This is a genomic window from Hydrogenivirga sp. 128-5-R1-1 (genome assembly GCF_000171895.1).
Map to the genome: position 1 here is coordinate 208,278 of NZ_ABHJ01000001.1, position 20,628 is coordinate 228,905.

Annotated in this window: 21 protein-coding genes; 3 read left to right on the top strand and 18 right to left on the bottom strand. The window is 49.8% G+C overall.

Annotation, left to right across the window (positions count from 1 at the left end; all coding sequences use genetic code 11):
- Nucleotides 1–2: 2 nt before the first annotated feature.
- The 13 genes from HG1285_RS15960 to HG1285_RS15900 all read right to left on the bottom strand — a co-directional run bounded on the left by HG1285_RS15960 (nucleotide 3) and on the right by HG1285_RS15900 (nucleotide 13,214).
- Entirely contained in the window at nucleotides 3–1,469 is a 1,467-nt protein-coding gene (locus tag HG1285_RS15960; protein WP_008286008.1) for an NADH-quinone oxidoreductase subunit N, read from the bottom strand.
- Between the two features lie 10 nt (nucleotides 1,470–1,479).
- Nucleotides 1,480–2,982 carry an NADH-quinone oxidoreductase subunit M gene (locus HG1285_RS15955; protein ID WP_008286009.1) on the bottom strand — a complete coding sequence of 501 codons (1,503 nt, stop codon included), beginning with the start codon at nucleotides 2,980–2,982 and terminating at the stop codon, nucleotides 1,480–1,482.
- 6 nt (nucleotides 2,983–2,988) lie between these two features.
- Complete coding sequence (gene nuoL, locus HG1285_RS15950) at nucleotides 2,989–4,917, bottom strand: NADH-quinone oxidoreductase subunit L (RefSeq protein ID WP_008286010.1); 1,929 nt, start codon at nucleotides 4,915–4,917, stop codon at nucleotides 2,989–2,991.
- Nucleotides 4,918–4,920: 3 nt separating this feature from the next.
- Nucleotides 4,921–5,223 carry an NADH-quinone oxidoreductase subunit NuoK gene (gene nuoK / locus HG1285_RS15945; protein ID WP_008286011.1) on the bottom strand — a complete coding sequence of 101 codons (303 nt, stop codon included), beginning with the start codon at nucleotides 5,221–5,223 and terminating at the stop codon, nucleotides 4,921–4,923.
- Entirely contained in the window at nucleotides 5,220–5,708 is a 489-nt protein-coding gene (locus tag HG1285_RS15940; protein ID WP_032496260.1) for an NADH-quinone oxidoreductase subunit J, read from the bottom strand. Before HG1285_RS15940 ends, nuoK begins: the two co-directional genes overlap by 4 nt.
- Entirely contained in the window at nucleotides 5,696–6,301 is a 606-nt protein-coding gene (locus HG1285_RS15935) for an NADH-quinone oxidoreductase subunit I (protein ID WP_008286013.1), read from the bottom strand. The genes HG1285_RS15940 and HG1285_RS15935 overlap by 13 nt, the downstream gene beginning before the upstream one ends.
- Nucleotides 6,298–7,320 (bottom strand): NADH-quinone oxidoreductase subunit NuoH, encoded by a 1,023-nt coding sequence (gene nuoH / locus HG1285_RS15930; protein ID WP_008286014.1) that lies wholly within the window; start codon nucleotides 7,318–7,320, stop codon nucleotides 6,298–6,300. Before nuoH ends, HG1285_RS15935 begins: the two co-directional genes overlap by 4 nt.
- Entirely contained in the window at nucleotides 7,317–7,844 is a 528-nt protein-coding gene (locus HG1285_RS15925) for a Uma2 family endonuclease (RefSeq protein ID WP_008286016.1), read from the bottom strand. The genes nuoH and HG1285_RS15925 overlap by 4 nt, the downstream gene beginning before the upstream one ends.
- A complete protein-coding gene (gene nuoD / locus HG1285_RS15920) occupies nucleotides 7,841–9,568 on the bottom strand; it encodes an NADH dehydrogenase (quinone) subunit D (RefSeq protein ID WP_232219441.1) in 1,728 nt (575 codons plus the stop codon). Before nuoD ends, HG1285_RS15925 begins: the two co-directional genes overlap by 4 nt.
- A 43-nt stretch (nucleotides 9,569–9,611) precedes the next feature.
- Nucleotides 9,612–10,151 carry an NADH-quinone oxidoreductase subunit NuoB gene (gene nuoB, locus HG1285_RS15915; protein ID WP_008286018.1) on the bottom strand — a complete coding sequence of 180 codons (540 nt, stop codon included), beginning with the start codon at nucleotides 10,149–10,151 and terminating at the stop codon, nucleotides 9,612–9,614.
- Nucleotides 10,152–10,167: 16 nt separating this feature from the next.
- Complete coding sequence (locus HG1285_RS15910; RefSeq protein WP_008286019.1) at nucleotides 10,168–10,527, bottom strand: NADH-quinone oxidoreductase subunit A; 360 nt, start codon at nucleotides 10,525–10,527, stop codon at nucleotides 10,168–10,170.
- A gap of 71 nt (nucleotides 10,528–10,598) precedes the next feature.
- Nucleotides 10,599–11,801, bottom strand: a complete 1,203-nt coding sequence (locus HG1285_RS15905; protein WP_008286020.1) for a methionine adenosyltransferase — start codon at nucleotides 11,799–11,801, stop codon at nucleotides 10,599–10,601.
- 33 nt (nucleotides 11,802–11,834) lie between these two features.
- Nucleotides 11,835–13,214 carry a phosphoglucomutase/phosphomannomutase family protein gene (locus HG1285_RS15900; RefSeq protein ID WP_008286021.1) on the bottom strand — a complete coding sequence of 460 codons (1,380 nt, stop codon included), beginning with the start codon at nucleotides 13,212–13,214 and terminating at the stop codon, nucleotides 11,835–11,837.
- A gap of 17 nt (nucleotides 13,215–13,231) precedes the next feature.
- Here HG1285_RS15900 and HG1285_RS15895 point away from each other — a divergent pair, with 17 nt between their 5' ends.
- On the top strand, nucleotides 13,232–14,395 hold the full coding sequence (locus HG1285_RS15895; RefSeq protein ID WP_008286022.1) for a hypothetical protein: 1,164 nt from the start codon (nucleotides 13,232–13,234) through the stop codon (nucleotides 14,393–14,395).
- Here the strand turns inward: HG1285_RS15895 and HG1285_RS15890 are convergent.
- The 3 genes from HG1285_RS15890 to HG1285_RS15880 are packed head-to-tail and all read right to left on the bottom strand — an operon-like array spanning nucleotide 14,392 to nucleotide 17,165.
- Nucleotides 14,392–15,267, bottom strand: a complete 876-nt coding sequence (locus HG1285_RS15890; protein WP_008286023.1) for a glycosyltransferase family 2 protein — start codon at nucleotides 15,265–15,267, stop codon at nucleotides 14,392–14,394. The two genes, HG1285_RS15895 and HG1285_RS15890, sit on opposite strands and share 4 nt — an antisense overlap.
- Entirely contained in the window at nucleotides 15,254–16,030 is a 777-nt protein-coding gene (locus HG1285_RS15885) for a glycosyltransferase family 2 protein (RefSeq protein WP_008286024.1), read from the bottom strand. The genes HG1285_RS15890 and HG1285_RS15885 overlap by 14 nt, the downstream gene beginning before the upstream one ends.
- Nucleotides 16,023–17,165, bottom strand: a complete 1,143-nt coding sequence (locus HG1285_RS15880) for an alanine--glyoxylate aminotransferase family protein (RefSeq protein ID WP_008286025.1) — start codon at nucleotides 17,163–17,165, stop codon at nucleotides 16,023–16,025. The genes HG1285_RS15885 and HG1285_RS15880 overlap by 8 nt, the downstream gene beginning before the upstream one ends.
- Before the next feature lie 128 nt (nucleotides 17,166–17,293).
- Between HG1285_RS15880 and HG1285_RS15875 the strand changes: the two genes are divergently transcribed.
- Nucleotides 17,294–18,388 (top strand): glycosyltransferase, encoded by a 1,095-nt coding sequence (locus HG1285_RS15875; protein ID WP_008286026.1) that lies wholly within the window; start codon nucleotides 17,294–17,296, stop codon nucleotides 18,386–18,388.
- A gap of 46 nt (nucleotides 18,389–18,434) precedes the next feature.
- Nucleotides 18,435–19,331, top strand: coding sequence for an IS5-like element ISHysp1 family transposase (locus HG1285_RS15870; protein WP_008286027.1), 897 nt, complete (start codon nucleotides 18,435–18,437; stop codon nucleotides 19,329–19,331).
- Between the two features lie 100 nt (nucleotides 19,332–19,431).
- Here the strand turns inward: HG1285_RS15870 and HG1285_RS15865 are convergent, their stop codons facing one another.
- Complete coding sequence (locus tag HG1285_RS15865) at nucleotides 19,432–19,761, bottom strand: hypothetical protein (protein ID WP_157560415.1); 330 nt, start codon at nucleotides 19,759–19,761, stop codon at nucleotides 19,432–19,434.
- Nucleotides 19,715–20,455 (bottom strand): hypothetical protein, encoded by a 741-nt coding sequence (locus HG1285_RS15860; RefSeq protein WP_032496261.1) that lies wholly within the window; start codon nucleotides 20,453–20,455, stop codon nucleotides 19,715–19,717. Before HG1285_RS15860 ends, HG1285_RS15865 begins: the two co-directional genes overlap by 47 nt.
- Between the last annotated feature and the right edge of the window lie 173 nt (nucleotides 20,456–20,628).

The following is a 20,628-nucleotide window of genomic DNA, read 5'->3' on the forward strand; positions in this document are numbered from 1 at the left end:
CATCACCTCGCAAAGAGAGTCTCAGCTGCAGGGCTGAGCAACTGCCAAACAACGCCCGGAACCACAGCCAACACTACCGTCAGGAGCGTAAGCAACACGAGAGAGGCAAGCTCAGCGTAGCTCCTGTCCCTAATGGCGACCTCCTTCTCTCTGTCCTTCATGTACATGAGAACTACGAGCCTCACGTAGTAACCGGTAGATATAGCGGTGGATAGTATCATAACGAAGGCGAGCCACCAGAGCTTGTCAAAGGAAAGAGCCATAAACACGAGGGTCTTCCCCACAAAGCCCACCGTTGGAGGAACACCGAGAAGGGCAAACATGTATACGAGAAAGGCAAAGGCTAAGTAGGGAAGGCTGAACCTGAGCCCTGAAAACTCCCTTATCTCGTTGTTCCAGTCCTCGTTCCTCTCAAGTACAGCCACCACGAAGAATGAGCCCGTAGCCATCACGGCGTAAACCACGAGGAAGTATATGACCGCCTTAAGACCTATCTCGCGCGTAACAGCCACAGCGGCAAGGATGTAGCCAGAGTGGGCTATTGAAGAGTAGGCGAGGAGCCTCTTTATGTCCTTCTGAACGAGAGCGACGAAGTTCCCGTAGAGCATCGTGACAGCCGCTATGACCCCTACAGTGAGCATCCAAGCGAGAGAGAACTTTTCCTGTATGAGAGGCATTATTCTGACCACCGGTATGAAGAAGGCGAGCTTACCCACGGAAGCCATGAAGGCGGTCACCGGCGTGGGAGCACCCTGGTAGGCGTCCGGTAGCCAGAAGTGGAAGGGAACCGCCCCAATCTTTATGGCGAAGCCTATAAGGAACAGGACGAGACCGAGGATAAGGTAGTGGTAGTCCTCTCCCGAGTATCTCAGTATATCCCTGAGGTCTATGGAGCCCGAATAAACGTACATGAAGACAGCACCGTAAGAGGCTAAGGCTATACTGAGACCTCCGAGTATAAGGTACTTGAAGGCTCCCTCCTTGGACACGAAGGAGCCCCTCAGGAGGGCTGTGAGCATGTAAAAGCCGATAGAAACCAGCTCAAGGGAAACGTATATGATTATCAGGTTGTAAGAGGAGACGAGTATCATCGCACCCAAAAGGGTGAAGGCGAGCATATAGTAGAACTCTCCGTAAAAGGAGCGCTTGGACTGAAAGTATCTGTGGGAGAAAGCAAGAACAGTTATAGCTATGGTCAGCTCAAAGACCTTAGCGAGAACCCCGAGGGAGTCGTTGGTGAAGGTGCCGTAGAAGGTATCCCCCTCGTACTGAAGGGTCACGCCCACGGACATCAGTGCGAGTATATACCCTATGGCGCTGAGGGAGGGCAGGACAACCCTCTTCAAGGGTGATGAGAGTATCAGATCTAAGGTGAATAGGACGAAGGCTGTAACTAACACTATCAGCTCAGGCAAGAATAGCTCAAGCCTCGGTATCTGTATGGCACCTATAAGCTGTCCTATATCCATACCCTTCTCCTCATTCCAGTCCGAGCAAGTTCTTGAGTATAAAACCTATGGAACCCTCAAACATGTTGAAAAACAGGTGAGGGAAGAAACCTATTACAAGGATGGGCACAACAAGCATAACGAAGGAGGCGAGCTTGAAGCCCCTCACGTCCGTGAAGTGTATGAGTATGCTCTCCTCCTTAACGTCAAGGAAGAGGGTCTTCAGCATGAAGAGGACGTAAGCGGCACTGAAGAAACCTCCCGCCAGGACGAGGAGAGCGAGCTGGTAGGAGTACTCCTTGGCAGCGAGCATCGTCAGGAACTTACCCCAGAAGGACGAGCCTCCCGGAAGCCCCATGGCAGCAAAAGCAGTGGTAGCGACTATCACCGCAAACACGGGCATGAACTTCACAGAACCCCTCAGGTTCTCCATGTTGAAGGTGTGCAGCCTCCCGTATATAAAGCCTGCGATCATAAAGAGGCTGGCACTGGTCATCCCGTGGGCGAACATCTCCATCACGGAAGCCCTCAGACCTTCGTGGTTGAGCAGGAACATGGCAGTAACCACAAATCCCATGTGGGAGACTGAAGAGTAAGCAACGAACCTCTTTATGTTGTTCTGAACTATCGTCATCCAGGAAGCGTAAATAATTGTGATTATGCCTATAGCAACCATAAAGGGCATGAGCTTAACCGTTGCGTCGGGGAAGAGCCCTATGTTGAATCTGAGGAGGGCGTAAGTCCCCATCTTAAGCAGTATCGCCGCAAGGACTACGGAACCCGCGGTTGGAGCCTCTCCGTGAGCATCGGGAAGCCAGGTATGGAAGGGCACAAGGGGTGTCTTTACTGCGAAGGCTATGAAGAAAAGCAGAAATATGAATATCTCAAGACCGGGAGTGTAAGAGTTCTTGAGCAGATCAAAGTAGCTGAAGGAGAACGTGCCTTTATTGGTAAAGTGAACCACAGCAACGGACGCTATCCCTAAAAGCAAGAACAGGGAAGAGGCAAAGATGTATATGAAAAATTTGTAGGCGGAGTAAAGCCTGAGCTTGTATCCCCAGACACCTATGGCGAAGAGCATGGGAATGAGTGTAAGCTCGTAAAAAACATAGAACACCAGCACATCAAAGCTGGCGAAAACACCCACCAGAAAGCTCTCCGTCATAAGAAAGGCGAAGAAGTACTCTCTGAGCCTGAAGCTTATCTGCCTGTCCCTCACCGACCACACTATAGCCACGAGGGAGACGAGCGTGGTAAGGAAATACATAAGGAGTGAAAGACCGTCAAGACCGAGGGAGAGCTTAACCCTGAGCTCTTCAAGGATCACATACTCTTCGTAAAACTGGACGGCTGCAGTCCTTGAGTAATCAAACAGATACAGGACACACAGCGAAACGAGAAAGGTCAAGCCAGCCCCAAGGAGGGAAACCGCCCTGATGAACCTCTCAGGGACGAACACCACCGCGAGGGCAAAGAGTGCCGGAATCACCAGCGATAGGCTGATAAAGGGAAAGTCCGTCCTAACTATGTCCATCTCAGCTCACCCCTTCACCCTGTCAAGCGCATAGAGCATTATACCGAGCACGACTATTATTCCAACCAGCAAAAAGAGAACGTAGTTGTTCAGCAGTCCAGTTTGCAAGTTCCTGAGAACCCTTCCAGAGCGGAACATACTCAGAGCGAGCCAATGGATAAATATGTCTATGGACTTTATATCAAAGGTCTTCCAAACGTCCTTGGCGAACCTGAAAAAGAGCTTGTAGGCTGTGTTTATGAACCCATCTATGATAAAGCGATCTCCCACGTAGAAGGCTGCCTTTGATAGAACCATGTAACCGCCTGCTATACCCTTGTGGTATATCCTCTCGGTAAAGAACTGCTCCTTAAAGGTAACCCTCAAGGGTGCGAGAACAGACGCCATACCCTCGGGAGACACCACCCTTCTAACGAATACGAGATAGGCGATCAGTATTCCCGTCAGACCGACCGCCACGGAGGTCACAGCAACATTCAGATGGATCTCCTTATGTTCACCACCAACAGCATGTACATACCATCCCTCAAAAAATCCTGCTATTACAGCCATTACCCCCAATATCACCATAGGCACCGTCATAACAGAACTCACTTCCTTGGGCTCGTGAGGATCTATCTTCCTGAACCTCTCCTCCCCATGAAATACCACAAACCCTTCCCTGAATATGTAGTAGGCGGTTAGGAATGCTACTATGGTTCCTAATAGACCCCACACAAAGCTCGCTTCGTAGTAGCTCCCTATCAGCCTGTCCTTACTCCAGAAGCCCGATAGCGGGAACACTCCTGCAAGGGCTAAGGCTCCTATGGTGAAGCTGGCATAGGTCACGGGCATGTACTTCTTAAGTCCCCCAAAGTTGTATATGTCGTATAGTTTGTGGTGAAAGGCTGTTATCACAGAACCTGCTGCGAGAAATAGGAGCGCTTTGAAAAAGGCGTGGGTGGTGAGGTGGAACATAGCCCCTCCTTTGTCCCCCACTCCAAGGGCAAGAAACATGTACCCGAGTTGGGACATGGTGGAGAAGGCGATTATCTTCTTCATGTCTGTGTGTGATGTGGCTGCAAGTGCCGCAAAGAGGGCTGTTAGTCCTCCTATTACCGCCACTACTTTCAGTGTTTGTGGTGCTGCTTCAAATAGTGGGTATAGTCTGGCTACCATGTACACTCCTGCTGCTACCATGGTGGCTGCGTGCAGGAGTGCGCTGACTGGCGTGGGTCCTGCCATTGCGTTGGGTAGCCATGTGTGCAGTGGTAGTTGTCCTGATTTCCCTACCGCTCCTCCAAAGAGAAGGAGTGTTGCTAAGCCTATTAGTGCGCTCTGGGTTGTGGGTATTTTTTGGAATATTTCTACTATGTCAAGGGTGTTGAATATTAAAAAGGTGGCTATTATTCCAAAGATAAATAGCCAGTCTCCTATTCTGTTCATTACGAAGGCTTCTAAGGATGCGTTGGTGGCTTTCTTTAGGTTGTGGTAGTAGCCAATTAATAGATAAGAGGCTAATCCGACTCCTTCCCAGCCGAAGAATATTCCGAGGAGGTTGTCGGAGAGGACTATTAGTAGCATTGCGAAGAGGAACAGGGATAGGTAGGCGTAGAATTTGTATGTCCATTTTCCGAATTCGTCGTGCATGTAGCCTATGGAGTAGATGAATATGAGTGTGGCTACGAAGGTGACTACTGCTGTTGTTATTGATGATAGGGCGTCAAAGTAAAAGCCTACTGTGAGGGTGTAGCCCTCTAAGGGTAAGAACTCATAGAGTTTTATCTGTACAGGTGTGTGGAGGGATTTAAAGACCATGTAAAGAGAGAAAACGAAGGAGAAAGCACTTCCCAATACGGCGAGTATTCCGCTGGTCAGGTCTCCTATACGCCTCCCGAAGAAGGCTATTATCAAAAACGCAAAAAGTGGCATAAGTATGACGAAGATACCTTCCATACCTCAATCCCTCAGATGAACTGTCTCCGAAGAGCCTTCGTATCCTTTCAGCCTGAATATAGAAATAACAAGTCCCAGACCGACAGCCACCTCAGCCGCAGCCACGGTTAGTATGAACAGGGAAAATATCTGCCCGTCCACCTTCCCGAGGTACTTATCCACTGTCACGAGGGTTAGATTAACCCCGTTGAGCATTATCTCGGTGCTCACCAGTATGGTTATAAGGTTCTTCCTTACGATAACCCCAAATAGGCCTATGAGGAATATGAGTATGCTGAGCAGTATGTATGCCTTCTCTATGGTCATTCCTCCTTCCTCCCTAAGAGTATGGCTCCTATCATGGCGACTAAAAGTATAACTGAAGCCACTTCAAAGGGAAAGAGATAGGAGGTGAAGAGGGTCTTTCCAAGCTCCCTCACGTTGTCCTGCACAGCCTCTGAGGGCTGAGCGAGCTTTCCCTTGAGAACCATATATCCCATAAGAGCAAAAACGACTAGCACAACAGGGAGCCCCATGAGGAACTCCCTTCTGTAAACGCCCTCAAACCTCTTTACCTTCTCCCAAGGTATGGTCGTTATGACCAGAACGTAGAAGACCACTATTGCCACCGCGTAGATTATCAGTTGAAGACCCGCAAGAAGTTCCGCCCCCAGACTTAGGAATATCCCTGCCATAGCTAAAACTGCGGAAAGGAAAAAGAGTATAGAGTGAACAGGGCTCTTAACGAGAACAGCCCCTAAGACGGACGCAAGAAGCCAAAAACCAAGGACGCCAAGTATCAACCACTCCACTCTATCTTCCCCCAAAGTTTTTCACGCTCTTGGTCGTTAGGCCATATCCTATCTGGCTCATCACCTCTCCTCTTGGTAAAGTCTATGCCGTGTTCCTCAAGCCTATCCATCCTTAACACCTCATCTCTCCTTGAGTATCCAGCGAGCTCGTAGAGGTCGGTCATGGTGAGACAGCCCACGGGACAGGCGTCCACACAGAGCCCACAGAAGAGGCAGTTGAGCAGGTTCATATCAAACCTCGTTACCTTCTTAGAGCCGTCGGGTAGCTGAACCGCCTCTATCCTGAAGAGTGTGGGCATTGGACAGGCGGTCTGGCACATGTAACAGGCAACACACCTGCTCTTGCCCCTCTCGTAGCTCATAAACTTCTCTATCGCTTTGAGTGAGTCCGGCTCACTTCCGTCCCACACAAAGTGTCCGTGAGCACCCCTGAACCTCTTTGGAGGTGTTAATTTCTCCTTGGGATACTCGGTCGTTATGGGCTTCCTGAAGAGGTTCCTTAGGGTGACAGAGAGCCCCTTGAGAAAATCTATGAAGAAGATAGCTTCCGCTATGTTGAGGTAGTCCTTTCTGCTGAGCCTCTTTATCCTCATTGTCCACCTCCAAAGGCGTAAACCACCACAGCGGTCACCAGTACGTTGGCGAGAGCAAGGGGCAGCATTATCTTCCAGGCTATCTCGGTTATGTCCTTAGCCTGAAACCTCGGGAGCGTCCAGTGAAGCCATATCACGAAGAAGACAAGCCCGAACATCTTGGTTAGGAACCAGAAGTACGGAGAGAAGGCACCCAGTATGTTGGGTCCCGACCAACCGCCGAAGAAGAGAACCACCGCTATGGCGGAGAGAGCCATAACGTTCAGATACCACTCCGCAAGAGGCAAGGCTCCGAACCTCATGCCCCCGTACTCAACGTTGTATCCCGTGACGAGCTCCGCCTCAGCCTCCTGTATGTCAAAGGGAACCCTTCCGGACTCAGCCAACATACAGAAAAGAAAGAGTATGAAGGCTACGGGCTGGTAAAAGATGAACCAGACACCCCTCTCTATCTGAGATTCAACTATACCGACGGTGCTCATGGTGCCCGCCAGCAGTATCACACCCAAAACGGAAAAGCCCAATACCACCTCGTAGGCGATGATCACCGACGCTTTACGAAGGGAACCTATGAAGGCGTATTTAGAGTTGGAAGCCCATCCGGAGAATATAGTCCCGTAAACCGCAAGCGAGCCCATGGCGAAGACCACCAGAAGGGCTATGTTCACGTCCGATATGATGGGCTTTATCTGGTATCCGAAGAGGGTGAACTCAGGACCAAAGGGTATGACCGAGAAGAGCAGTATGGCGGGTGCCACCGCCATCATTATTGAGAGGTAGTAAACGGGAACGTCCGCTCCCCTCGGGATTATGGACTCCTTGGTCATGAGCTTGAGCCCGTCAGCGAGAGGTTGTAGCAGACCGAAGGGTCCTACCACCGTAGGTCCCAGTCTCGCCTGTATGTGTCCAGCGAGCTTCCTCTCAAACCACGTCAGATAGGCGCCCAGCCCGAGGGCAACACCCAAAAGAACCCCTATCTTCACGAGCGTCACTACAAGTGAGATCACGAACTCGTTCATTCAGAACCTCCAAGATCGGACATTCTCACCTTCAGCTCCGGAAGGATCTCAACCTCTTCGTCAAAGTTCTTTATCTCTATCTTCCTATCCTCGTTTATGAGCGTAACCTTTTTGGCATTCGGGTCTATTAGGAGGACTCTACCTACACCGAAGTTAAGGTAGTCCGCCACCTTCTCCTCAACCTCTTCAAAGGTATTGGAGGGAGATATTATCTCCACCACGAGGTCTGGAGGAACCTCCAGCATACCCTTAGGAACGCTCTTTAATTTATCTTTGGAGATATACACTATGTCCGCCGCCCGGACGGTGAGAGGATCCCTGGATATGACTATGCCGACCTCACCCACAAGGACGTAGCCGCTACTCTCAAATCTCTCATCAATCTTCCTACTTACCTTCTGTTCAAAATATCCGTGCTCCCCACCTGCAGGTGCCAACTCTTTCAACTTCCCCTCTATCACCTCATACCCCTCGGGTATACTCGCAATATCCTCGTAAGAGATAGCCCTGTCCTTCACGCTCATCTGTCCGTCTCTCCCACCACAGGGTCTAAGCTACCCAGCAAGGCTATGGCGTCCGCTATGGTTCTTCCCTCTATAAGCTTGGGAAATACGGAGAGGTTGTATAAAGCCCCAGACCTTATCCTTAGTCTGTAAGGCTTGCTTCCGCCTCTGGAATATATGTAAAAGCCGAGCTCACCCCTCGGGTTCTCAGCGGAGGAGTAAACCTCTCCTACGGGTGCGCTCTCACCGTGCACCACAACCCTGAAAGACTGAACCATGTCCTCAAGGGACATAAAGACATCTTCCTTGGGAGGGATAACCGCAGGGTGATCCTTGTTTATGTAAGGTGCGTCTTTTGGAAGTTTCTCAAGCTTATCAACACACTGCTCTATAATCCTCACGCTCTGAGCCATCTCCTCCATACGAACCAGATACCTGTCGTAAACGTCGCCCACCTCTCCCACGGGAACATCAAAATCAACCTCGTCGTAGGCTGCATAAGGTTCAAGCTTCCTGAGATCGTAGGGAACGCCGGAAGCCCTGGCCACGGGACCGGAGAGTCCGTAGGCGTAAACGTCCTCTCTGGTTATGATGCCCACGTCCTTGGTTCGCCTGAGCCATATCCTGTTCCTTGTAAGGAGCATGTGGTACTCCTTGAGTTTCTGGGGAAAGTCCTTTATGAAGGCTCTAACTGCATCAAGGGTTCCAGGAGCGAGGTCGTAGTGAACACCCCCTATCCTGAGGAAGGCGGTGGTGAGCCTGTATCCTGCGTTCCCCTCTATGAGGTCCATTATCTTCTCACGCTCACGGAAGCAGTAGAGAAAAACCGTCAGTGCTCCGAGGTCAAGGGCACCCGTCCCGAGCCACAGCAGGTGGGAGTTTATCCTCTGGAGCTCTGCGAACATAGTCCTTATGTATCTTGCCTTTTCGGGTACCTCTATGTTTAGAAGCTTCTCAACAGCGGTCACGTAGGAGAGCTCATTGCATATAGCTGAGATGTAGTCCATACGATCCGTATAGGGTAGGAACTGGAAGTAATATACGTTCTCCGCTATCTTCTCCATTCCCCTGTGGAGCTGTCCCAGAACCACATCACTCTGAACTACAAACTCGCCTTCAAGGTCAAATAAGAACCATATAGTCCCGTGAGTCCCCGGGTGGAGGGGTCCCCAGTTTAGAACGAGCTGAGCCTTCTTCTGGAGACGAGCTTTCTCCGTCCTCTCAAGGTCTTCAAGTGTCGGAACCTTGGTGTGCAAAAGCTCATAGTCATGAGAAGGTGGGTCTGTTCTGCCCTGAAGAACCTCCGTGAGGGAGGGAAGTTCCTGCTCAGGTATACCCTCTATGGGAAAGTCCTTTCTGAGAGGGAAGTACTCGTATCCTTCCCACATGAACATCCTTCTAAGGTTCTCGTGCCCAACGAACTCCACGCCGAACATATCGTAGGCTTCTCTCTCAGCCCACTTGGCGCCGGGCCACAGGTCTGACACCGTGGGGAGTTTCCCGTTGTTAGCCCAGGTCTTTACGATTAGCCTCTCGTTCTCGTCGGGGTTGTACAGGATGTAAACGCCCTGAAACCTGCGGGGGTCTTCGGGGAAGTCTATACATGTCATATCTATGAAGTGGAGAAAGCGTTCCCTATCCCTTAGGTGCCGGAGAAACTCTTTAAACCTGAGGTGTGAAACCTCCACGGAGGTGGCGTGCTCCCCGAAGGAGAAGCTTACATCACCTCCGAACTCCTGCCCTATCCTGTCAACGGAAGCTCTGTTAATCCAAGGCACCCTTTCCTCCTTAAACGCTCATCTCCTGAGGAACGAAGAGACCTTCCTTCTCAACGTCCTTCCTGAACTGGTCAAAAGCCCTGTCGTACTTGGTTACGCCCTGCTCCTTTATCTTCCTCTGGAGCTGAAGTATTCCGTAGATCAACCCCTGCGGTGTGGGAGGACAGCCGGGAACGTAAACGTCAACGGGTATTATCCTGTCTATGCCCTGAAGGGTTGAGTAGGTGGGAAAGGGTCCCCCTGCGCTTGAGCACCCACCCATGGATATGCACCACTTTGGGTCGGGCATCTGATCCCATATCAGCTTCAGCATGGGAGCGACCTTATTCACCACAGTTCCAGCCACTATTAGGACGTCCGACTGGCGTGGAGAAGCCCTGAATATCACCCCCAATCTGTCTAAGTCAAAGCGAGACGCAGCAGCGTGCATCATCTCTATAGCACAGCAGGCGAGCCCTATGGTCACGGGCCAGAGGGCGTTCCTCCTGCCCCACTTCAGGAGCTCGTCCACGGTTGTAGTCACAAAGCCGTTTGAGTTTATGCTGGCCATAGCCGTTACCTCCTCTTCAGGTCTGCCACCTGAGCGCACCCTTAGCCCAGGCGTAGAGAAAGCCAAGGGCGAGTATAAATATAAAGAGAGCAGCCTCTATAAGCCCGTAGAGACCTATCTCCTTAAACACCACCGCCCATGGAAAAAGATAGGCAGCCTCTATATCAAAGAGTATGAGCAAGAGCCCCAAAAGGTAGTAACCCTGTTTGAAGGTTCCCCGCGCCTCCGGGTCGTAGAGGGGAACTCCACACTCGTAAGGGTAGTCCTCCATGGGATCCTTCCTGCGTGTTCCTAAGATATCGTTCAGGAAAGCGAACACGAGCCCGATAGTAACCGCTATGAGCGCAAAGACAAAAAGAGCCCCGTACTCTCCCATAGACGCCTCCAAAAAGGTAGTCAAAAATATAACAGCGTTATGACCCTACTGTCAAGGAAATTGTAAGCATCTCAGGCTACAGAGAATTCCTTTTTCAAGAACCTCTCCCAGGTGTTGGGCATCCGGTCAAGTTCCTCCTGGGCAATCCTTGCAATCTCCCCCTCTATACCGGGGAGGTCCTTTGCGGTTCTCACCTTAACGTCGCACACCTGAGGTTCGTTTATGGGTTTTCCTATCTGGGATACTATGTAGCAATAAGCCTCTTCAACTTCCTCTATCTCCTTCACTACCCTGTCCGCTATGAGGTTTGCCACCACGTTGTATATCTTCCCTATGTGGGATACGGGGTTCTTTCCGGCGGCAGCTTCAAGGCTCATGGGTCTGTAAGGCGTTATCAGCCCGTTGACCCTGTTGCCCCTGCCCACCTGTCCATCGTCACCCTGCTCGGCTGAAGTTCCCGTAACAGTTATGTAGACTGAACCCTGCTCCGGGTCGTCCGCTGTGTTTATGAAGACCTCAACCTCTTTATCGGTCAGCCCTGACACGAGCTCCCTGAGCTTACCGTGTATCACGGACTTCTTCCCGAGATAATCCTCAAGGCTCTCCACGTATCTGCTGACGAAGGCGCAGGCTACGGTTATCCTTATCCTGTCCCTTATCCTCACGCCCATCACCTTTATGTCCTCGCCTACCTCAGGGTGTTCCCTCTTGACTTCCTCCGAGTTGAGGAAGCGCTCCGCTTCAAACACGACCCTCTCCAGGTCGTCAAAGGGAGCAAAACCGACACCGAAAGATGTGTCGTTGGCGAGGGGGACTTCTCCCCTTTGCTGGAACCTCAGGAATAGGTCAACGAGATCCCTGCTCCCCGGCTTTATCCTGGGCTTGATTATTATGTGTCTGTCCGGGTCAAGGTTCCTCACGTTCTCCCTTATCCACCTGCGGGTAGCCTCTATGGCGAGTTCCTCAACGGGGAGCGGTCTGCCCTCTCTCTCGTTAACAGCCCTGCCCACCAGGTATATCTCTATCGGGGATATGACCTCGCCCCCGCCGAATACGGGATGGGCTACCCCTCCCACAAGCAGGGCTTTGTCAACGTTGTGGTGCATCACAGCACCGAACTCTTCAAGGTAAAGCTTGGAGAGCTCAACGGAGAGCTCCTCCGCTATGGAATCGCATATTGTATCGGGATGTCCCGTGCCCTTCCTCTCAACTATCTCCGCATCCTGGGAGTATACGGGTTCAAAGGTCATGGGGGAAACCACTATGTTTGCCAACCTAACTACCTCCGGGGAGTTTAAGCTTAAAAATTATACACTTATGAGGGATATACCAGCCTCTGTTAGCTCCTCAAGTTCTTCCTGAGAGGGCGCCTCAGCGTAAACTCGTATTAGGGGCTCGGTTCCGGAAGCCCTGAAGAGGAGCCAGCTCTCGTCCTCAAACACCAGCTTCAGCCCGTCTATGGTTATAGCTCTCCTTACGCTCCTTCCACCCACCGCCGAAGGCGGTCTCTCTATCAAACTTTTAAGTTTAGCCTTTATCCCCTCGTCCGCAGGGAAGTCTACCCTCTTGTAGTAAGCCCTGCCGTAGGTATCAAAGACCTCCTCTATTATCTCCGACAGGGGTCTGCCCTTCAGGAGCATGAGCTCCAGCACGAATAGGGCTGACATGAGACCGTCCCTCTCTGGAAGGTATGAGGGTATGCCGTACCCTCCGCTCTCCTCGCCTCCGAATATAACCTTCTCCTTCAGTATCAGCTCGTTTATGTTCTTGAACCCTACTGGAACTTCCCTGAGCTCTATACCCTCCGCCCTGCATATCCTGTCCGCAAGGTATGTGGTAGACACCGTCTTGACAACTATGCCCTCCCTCATGTTCTTGTGCTTTATCAGGTGAAGGAGGAGCAGGACGTATATGAGCTGGGTGTTGACGTACTCGCCCCTCTCATCTACGAGCGCTATACGGTCTCCGTCTCCATCGTTAGCCACGCCCACGTCCGCCCCCTCAGCCCTAACCTTCTCTTTGAGAAGGGCGAGGTTCTTCTCAACGGGTTCTGGTGCGTGTCCACCGAAGAGAGCGTCTCTGTATGACCTTATGGGCGTAACCTGAGCCCTTGTATCTTCCAGAGCTCTGGATAGAAGCCCGGAGGAGGTTCCGTACATGGCGTCGTGAACTACCTTGAGCCCTCTCTCCCTAAAGAGCTCAAGGCTTATCTCTCCCCTGACCTTACTAAGGTATTTGCTCTCAACTTCAAGAGTCTCGGGTTCCGATTTTGGGGCTGGTTCGTCGGAGGAGTTCTCTATACCCCTCTCTATCTCCGCTATGAACTCTGGTGTTGCGGAGCCTCCGAAGCTCTCCTTGACCTTGTAGCCGTTGTAGTTAGGCGGGTTGTGGGAGGCTGTAACCATAACACCGTTTTCAAAGCCCATGTACTTCACCGCAAAAGAGACCATAGGTGTGGTGCACGCCCTCTCAACGAGCTTCGCCTCAATGCCCTCAGCCCTGAACACATCGTATATCTGAGCGGCAAAGTGCTCCGAGGAGAACCTCCAGTCATAGCCCACCACGACCTTTCCAAGCCCTCTCTTTTTCAAGACCTCTGCGTGCGCCCGGGCGACCTTTCTGACGTTCCCGTAGGTGAACTGGTCTCCTATTACCGCCCTCCATCCGTCCGTCCCGAACTTTATCATGGGATAAGATTATACCCATGGGTTCTTACCTGATCTTGCTGTCGGTAGCCTCTTTCTTGTCAATAAGCGTCTACGAAGGTCTCGTGATACTCGGGATACTGATATTTCTCCTCAGAGGGGGCATGGCCTTCCGCGGCAGCCTGAGAATACCTCTCTCCGGTTACGTACTTTCAACCCTCGTGCCGACAGCTCTCTTCTTCCCCAAGATGTTCGTAAAGAGTGTGAGCGAGGGGCTCTTCCAGGTCATATACTTCCTGAACCCTGAACGCACAGGGAAGACCCTCGTAAAGCTCAACTACATCTTCGTGCTTCTGGGCTTGCTGGGACTGCCGGTTCTCCTATACAACGTAACTAAAACGAACACGTACAAACTCTTCTGGGGAGGGCACTTTGAGGTTGCCTCCTTTTACACCCTGTTCGCCTTCGCTTCATTACTGATAGCTACGTACCTTTACCTGCAGGGAAAGAAGTTTAACTTCGGAGTCTTCTTCTACGTCCTGCTCGCTCTCTCCTTCTTCGCGGTTGTGGTCTTCTCCGCAAGGAGGTCTTACCTGCTGAGCATACCCGTGGTCTTTCTCGCCCTGTCTTACCTGATGTACAGAAGCAAGCTGTTGAAGGGCAGGTACGTAGTTCTGCTGCTTGTGTTTATACTGCTGGGTGGTTCTGTAGCTTACGTATTCCTATCAACCAAGGATGTAAGGTTCAAGGTTCTGAACGAGGTAGTCCTTGGAAAGAGAAAACTGGACACAAACGCCCTGAACATTATAAGCTCCTCAAGGCTCAACATAATGCTGGACGGCATAAAGATAATAGAGAGCGATATAAAGGAGGGAAGGTACGTGAACCTCCTGCTGGGGCACGGGATAAGGTCGGGTCTCTACCTGCCCCACGAGAAGAGCCCCAAGAGCTGGCAGAGGTACGAGTCTATAATACTCGTGTCGGAAACCATAGAGAGGGGGATCATAGGACTTGTGTCCATACTCCTCATATACTTCATCGCCTTCAGAGAGTTCCTCCGCTCAAGGGTGTCCGGAGGGGAGGAGGTGCTCTACCTTATGGGAATGATCCCTCTCTTGGTTCACCTCGTAGCTTCTGTGTTCACCTTCTTCTGGGACGCCCTACTTCCCCTCTACTTACTCATGTTCAAGTTCGGGGAGAAGGCCCTTAGGGAAAGAGCCTAAGCTCTGAATCCGAGAAACCTGTCCAGCCGAAAGCCCCTCTTGAGAAAGTTCAGGAGGTTCCTCCTGTCAGCCAAGATGCTGGGCTTCTTACTCACAGCTTCAAAGAAAACCCTGTAACCCGTTCTGAAATCCCCGAACCGGAAGGCTACGTCCGAAATGTGGAGCAAGAAGTGGGGAAGGCACTCTTCCGGTACTTTATCCTTGTAGGCTTCGTATACAGCCTTCGTAGCTTCCAGAAAAAGCTTGCTCCTGCTCGTCCTGTGGGGGTGCTCCCTTATGAGAACCGTGTCCGAGTCAACGATCCTTATCTTCAAGCCTTCAAGGTAGCTTCTTATGAATATCTCCCAGTCTTCCCTCATGATGAAGTTCCCGTTGTAACCGGGGAAGCTCTCCCTCCTGAAAGCTGAGGCGGAAGGGTAGCCGATGTTTCCCGAAAATATGGTCTCTTCCAGGGGCTTTATCCTTTTGCCAGACCTCCGGAACACCTGCGAGCCGTCGTCTATGAAGCTCCTCGGGAAGGAGTAAACCACGTCATAGCCGGGAAAAGCCTTCAGAACTTCCTCAATGTGGTTCTCCTTCCACAGGTCGTCGTGGTCTAAGAAGAAAACGTACTCTCCAGAAGAGTTCTCAAAACCCACGTTCCTGGAAAAAGCCCTCTCCATGTTCCTCTCGTTTCTCATGTACTTTATCTTTCCCTCACCTATAAGCTCCCCAAAGTTTTCATAAACTACGTCCTGTGTCCTATCACGCGAAGCGTCGTCTACTACGATGACCTCCACATCTTTAAAGGTCTGATTCAACACACACCCAACGGACTCCTTTATGTACCTCTCCCCGTTATAGACGGGTATCACCACGCTAACCTCTGCCACCCTTCCTCCTCTCCTCCTGCTCAAGCTCCCAGAGGAACATGTATTTCAGGAAGGTTGAAAAGAAGTAGCTCATTGATACGGAGAGACCCCTGATGCCGTCTCGGAAGCCCCCTTTGATAAAGTACTGCTTGAGGAAAGCCCACACGGGGTTCAGGACTAACTTGTGGAGCTTAAACCTCTTTCCGCCTCTGAACATATCCCCGGCGGACAGCCTTGCGTACCTGAGGGACTTCTGGAAGTGGTCGGACAGGTCTCTGTAAGTGTAGTGGTAAAGGTATCCCTCCAGCTTCTCAGCCCTGCCCTTAACCTCAAGTCGCTCGTGAACACTACCACCTACCCACTTGGGATCAGAGCTCCTTTTCGCAAGTCTCAAGACCCAGTCGGGCTGCCATATATGCTCAAGGAACTTTCCCAGGTAGTAAGTCTTCCTGTTCAGGTAGAAAGCGTCAGCCCTTCCTGAATTCACAGCTTTAACGATAGAGCGCTTCAGCTCCTCCGATACGACCTCGTCAGCGTCTAAGAAGAGCACCCACTCCTGGGTACACTTCTCAAGGGCATAGTTCTTCTGCCCGGCGTAGCTCTTCCAGTCCTCAACGTAAACCTTTGCCCCGTAAGACTCTGCGATCTCCCTCGTCCTGTCGGTAGAGTGGGAGTCAACCACCACTATCTCGGAGGCTATGTCTTTAACAGCCTCAAGGGTTCTGCCTATCCTATCTTCCTCGTTGTAGGTTATTATCGCCACGGATAGAGGAAGTTTACCCATGCTTGATTCCGGTGGATAAAGTGTCCAGGTATGCTCCTACCCCGGCACCGAAGGTCTTTACACACCCGAGTTTATTGAGAGCCACCTCTAAAGCTGAAAGAACCACGGGCATATCTAAAAGCTCCATTCCCATGTGGGATACTCTGAATATCTTTCCCTTCAGCTTTCCCTGTCCGCCCGCAACTCTGACGCCGAGCCTGAGCATCTCCTTTCTGAGAGCCTCCGGATCAACGCCCTCAGGCATAACGGTGGTCATCGCTATAGACGGGTTTTCGGGGAAGATGGACAGCCCCAGAGCATCCATAGCTTTACTCAACCCCTCAGAGATGAGCCTGTACCTCTCCTCAACAGCATCCATGCCGCTCTCAAGGAGTATGGATAGGGACTCCCTCAGGGCAAGGATCAGACCTATCGCCGGTGTGAAAGCTGTCTGTCCATCTGTCTGTTTCTTAAGCTCTTCCTTTACGTTGAAGTAGTAAGACCTGGCGGTCAGCCTTTCCTTAGCTCTTTCTGAGAACCACAGCATAGACAGACCTGGCGGTAGCATAAAGGCTTTCTGAGAACCTCCCACGACCACGTCCAGACCCCACTCGTGGGGCTTCATATTGTAAACGCCGAGGGCTGTTATGGCGTCAACCACGAGGAGGGCGTCCGTGTCTTTAGTGACCTGTGCGAGTGCCCTAACATCGTGATACACGCCAGTTGAGCTCTCCGATGCCTGGACGAGGACACCCTTACAGTCAGGGTTATCTTTAAGCAAGTTCTCCACAGCCCCAGGTTCAACGCTCTTTCCCCACTCAACCTCAAGCTCTATGACGTTCAGCCTGTACTTCTTCCCCAGCTCAGCCCAGCGCTCGCCGAACTTTCCTCCAACTACGGCTATTACCTTATCTCCCTCATCAAAGAAGTTCAGTACTGCCGCTTCCATGGCACCCGTGCCCGAAGAGGCGAAGAACACGAAGTTCTCTTCCTTGCAGTCAACGAGCTGTTTAAAGAGCTCTCTAGTTTCCAAAAATGCTTCCCTGAACTCAGACGTCCTGTGATGGATTATCTGCCTGCCGAGAACTTCTCTTATCCTGTCAGGAATCTCAACGGGTCCAGGGGTGAATATCCTCTCTCCTTTGAAGGGCTTCATGAAATACAATTATAAGCGGTTGAAGGTATGCAGGCGGTAATACTGGCGGCAGGCATAGGTAGACGCCTCAGTAAACTCACAAAGGACAAACCCAAGTGCATGGTGTCTGATTATATTTAGATTTGGCTATGAAAATACTTATTTATATAAATACAATTAGCAAATTCAACTATGGCAACCTTGCATCCAATTTAGAGCTTATGAAAGGCTTTAGAGAATTAGGCGCAGAAGTTACATTTGTAGTCAACAAGAAAAGCGCTGATGATGTGAATGTACCCGTAAGAGTCATACCTCTAAATGCCGTTGGTGACATAGATAGGCCCTTTAAGCTATACACTACTATAAGAGAGGAAAAGCCTGATATAGTAATAGCTAATATGTTAACACAAATAACTACTGCATCCATAACTAAAAAAATATTGAATAGCGATAGGGTTAAGTTTATTGGAATAGAAAGAGATCTGAGACCGTGGCATATGAAACCGTGGAAACTACCGTACAGATTTTTCATAAAAAGAATTTATGAGAACATGGATAAAGTAATTGCAATCTCACCCGCCGTGAAATCGGATCTAGAGAGAACGTTTTATGTAAATGAGGACAAGATAAGAGTTATATACAACCCCATAGACTTAGATAGAATAAGGGAGCTTGCAAAAGAGCCCATAGAAAAAGAGTTTGAAAATTTCTTTAGAAAGAGAAACGTACTTGTATGGGTAGGAAGGATAGATGAACAGAAAGAACCCCTACTTGCCTTAGAAGTGCTGAAAGGAATCTTAAAATATAAAGATGTAAAATTATGCTATGTTGGACAAGGTGGACTTGAAAATATATTAAGAAATAAAATTAGCGAATATAAACTTGATAAATTTGTGCTTATTACTGGTTTCAGAGAAAATCCTTATAAGTATATGGGAAGGGCTAAACTGCTCATACATACTGCCCGTAGAGAAGGGTTGGGCAGAGTTATTCTTGAAAGTTTAGCCCTAGGTGTACCACCTATAGCCTTTTACAATCAACACTCGGGGTATAAAGAAATACTGGGTGCATATAATAAAGAAGTCTTAATACCATTTGGAGACATTGAAGGCATGGTTAGAAAAGTAATAGACTTACTGGAACAAAATAGTGTATACGATAAACTCTCTCTCAAGGCCCGTCATACAGCTGATCAGTTTCATAGAAAAGTCATAGTAAGAAAACTTTTGGAAGAAGTTGTTTAGAGTGGCTGCTTTGTCTAAAAAGCCCTACCCATTAGAATAAAGACCCATGAGCAGGGACTGGAGCAAATACAACGGAGAGCTTGTAAAGAGGGGTGAAATACTCATAGACTCCATGAGCTTTGGTCTAAAAGCTAAGAGTGAGAGGAATAGAAATACAGGTAGACCGCCGGTGTATTCAGACCACCTCATCTTGATGCTCCTCTTCATAAAGTTCGCCCTGAAACTCCCATACAGACAAACCCAGGGACTCGCTAAAAAGCTCTTCCAAAACTCAGGCTTGAAAATCCCTGACTTCAGGACTCTACACTACAGATTCAAAACCATGGAAATAAACATTAAAGACTTCCCAGACCCGGAAGACCTGCCAGATGACTTCGTAATAGTCCTTGACTCCACGGGCATAAAGGTTACCAACAGAGGGGAATGGCTCAGGAAGAAGCATGGCAAGAGGGCAAGGAAAGGATGGATAAAACTACACGTAGCCTTTGACCTCAAAAGGAAGAAGGTAGTGGAGATAGAGGTAACGGACGAGAGAGTCCATGACAGTCAGAAAGCTAAAAAGCTTGTAGAAGGTGCTAAGAGGGAGGCAAAGGACAAGGGCAAGAAAGTGAGCAAGGTTGTGGCTGATAGCGGATACGACACACATGAGTTTTTCAGGTATTTGCATGATGAGGGTATATGTGCGGGAGTGCTTGTGAGGAAGGGGGCGAAGGTAAGGGGAAATCCATTGAGGGATGAAGTGGTAAGGGCTATAAGGAGGGGGAAGAGGCGATGGAAGGAAAGAATAGAGTATGGCAAGAGGTGGCTTGTGGAGAATTTCTTCTCAGTATTCAAGCGATGGTTTGGGGAGTATGTAGTGAGTTTGAAGTTTGAGAATATGAAGAAGGAACTGGTGTTCAAGGTAGGGATAATGAATATGCTTATGATGGCAGGGGTGGTATGAACATGAGCCTGTCCGCATATGTGAAAGGGGAAGATGCAAAGAACAGGGAGTATCTAAAGCTATTTTTGGACAGAGCAGAGTGGCATGAAAATTAAAGAACCTAAACTTTTGCACAACATGAGCCACCTCCTATCAGATTTCGGAGCAGGAACAGAACAAGCCTATCGTCAGGGAAAGGAGCAAACCTCAAACTTCGCCCTGCAATGTCTTGAACAAACTCAAGCACTTCAATAAGCTCAAGCACAATGGGAGGAAACACAAGAGACAACAGATACCCCCTGAAATCTACGCCATTAAGCTTAGACCTCAGCTTCAAAAGCACAACATGCCATACCGCCATTATCCAAAGCCTTATAGCTCTTAGCCTCCTGACCATATGCTCCTCAAGGCTTATAGGCTTGAGACCATCTCTGCCTGTAGAAATCTTCAAGCCGCTTCTTCCCAAGACACTTATTGCTCACCTTCACTCCCTCCTTATCACTACCATCACTTACCCTGTAGGCATAGAGGTGTTTATCCACTCCTTTTAGCTTTACCTTTTCAGCTCTCGGAAACCACAGGTCTCTGAGCTTCTCTTTACTCTCTTTGTCCACTCTTCCTTGACCTATAGCACACACGAAATCAAATTCTTCGGACAGGATGAATTCAAGGAGCCTGTTGCAGGTAAGCCCTGCATCGCAGAGGAAAAGGAGATTGGGAAATAGTCTCTTCAGAGAGTGCAGGAGCCTTTTCAGAGCTTCTATCAGGGCATCCACAGGCTTGACGTCGCGGAGTAGCTCAACATGGAGAGACACTCTTAAATTGCCCACCGACAGGATTATGACCAGTGCCCTGTGGGCTAAGACGATTCTTTTTGAGGAAGGGTCGTAGAGCTTATTGACACCTTCAATCTTGGAGCCTGTTTTTCTCAGGAGTGTGGTATCGGCGATGAGGAAGGCTTTATGGGAGGAGCTGAGTTTAGCGAGGAGTTGGTGTATGAGGGATTGGATTTGAGGCATTGGGTTAAAGTCAAAGGAACTCAGGAATCTTGAAAGAGTTGAGGCTGAGTAAATAGGTGAGGAGGACAGGGTATAAGGAGAATATGAGAAAATATTTAGCAGAGCGTTGTATTTAGCTTCGTTCATGGTTCTTACCTCCCTTGAGGAAATCCCCTGGAAGGTTCTTTTGACAGACTTGAATGCTCTCTTGTCAAGAGGTGCAAAACTTTAGTACAAGAGATTTTTCCATCAGGAGGATAACCCGTAAAATTATAGACCTACTATGAAGTCTTTGACTTTACTGCTCGTATCAGTATGTT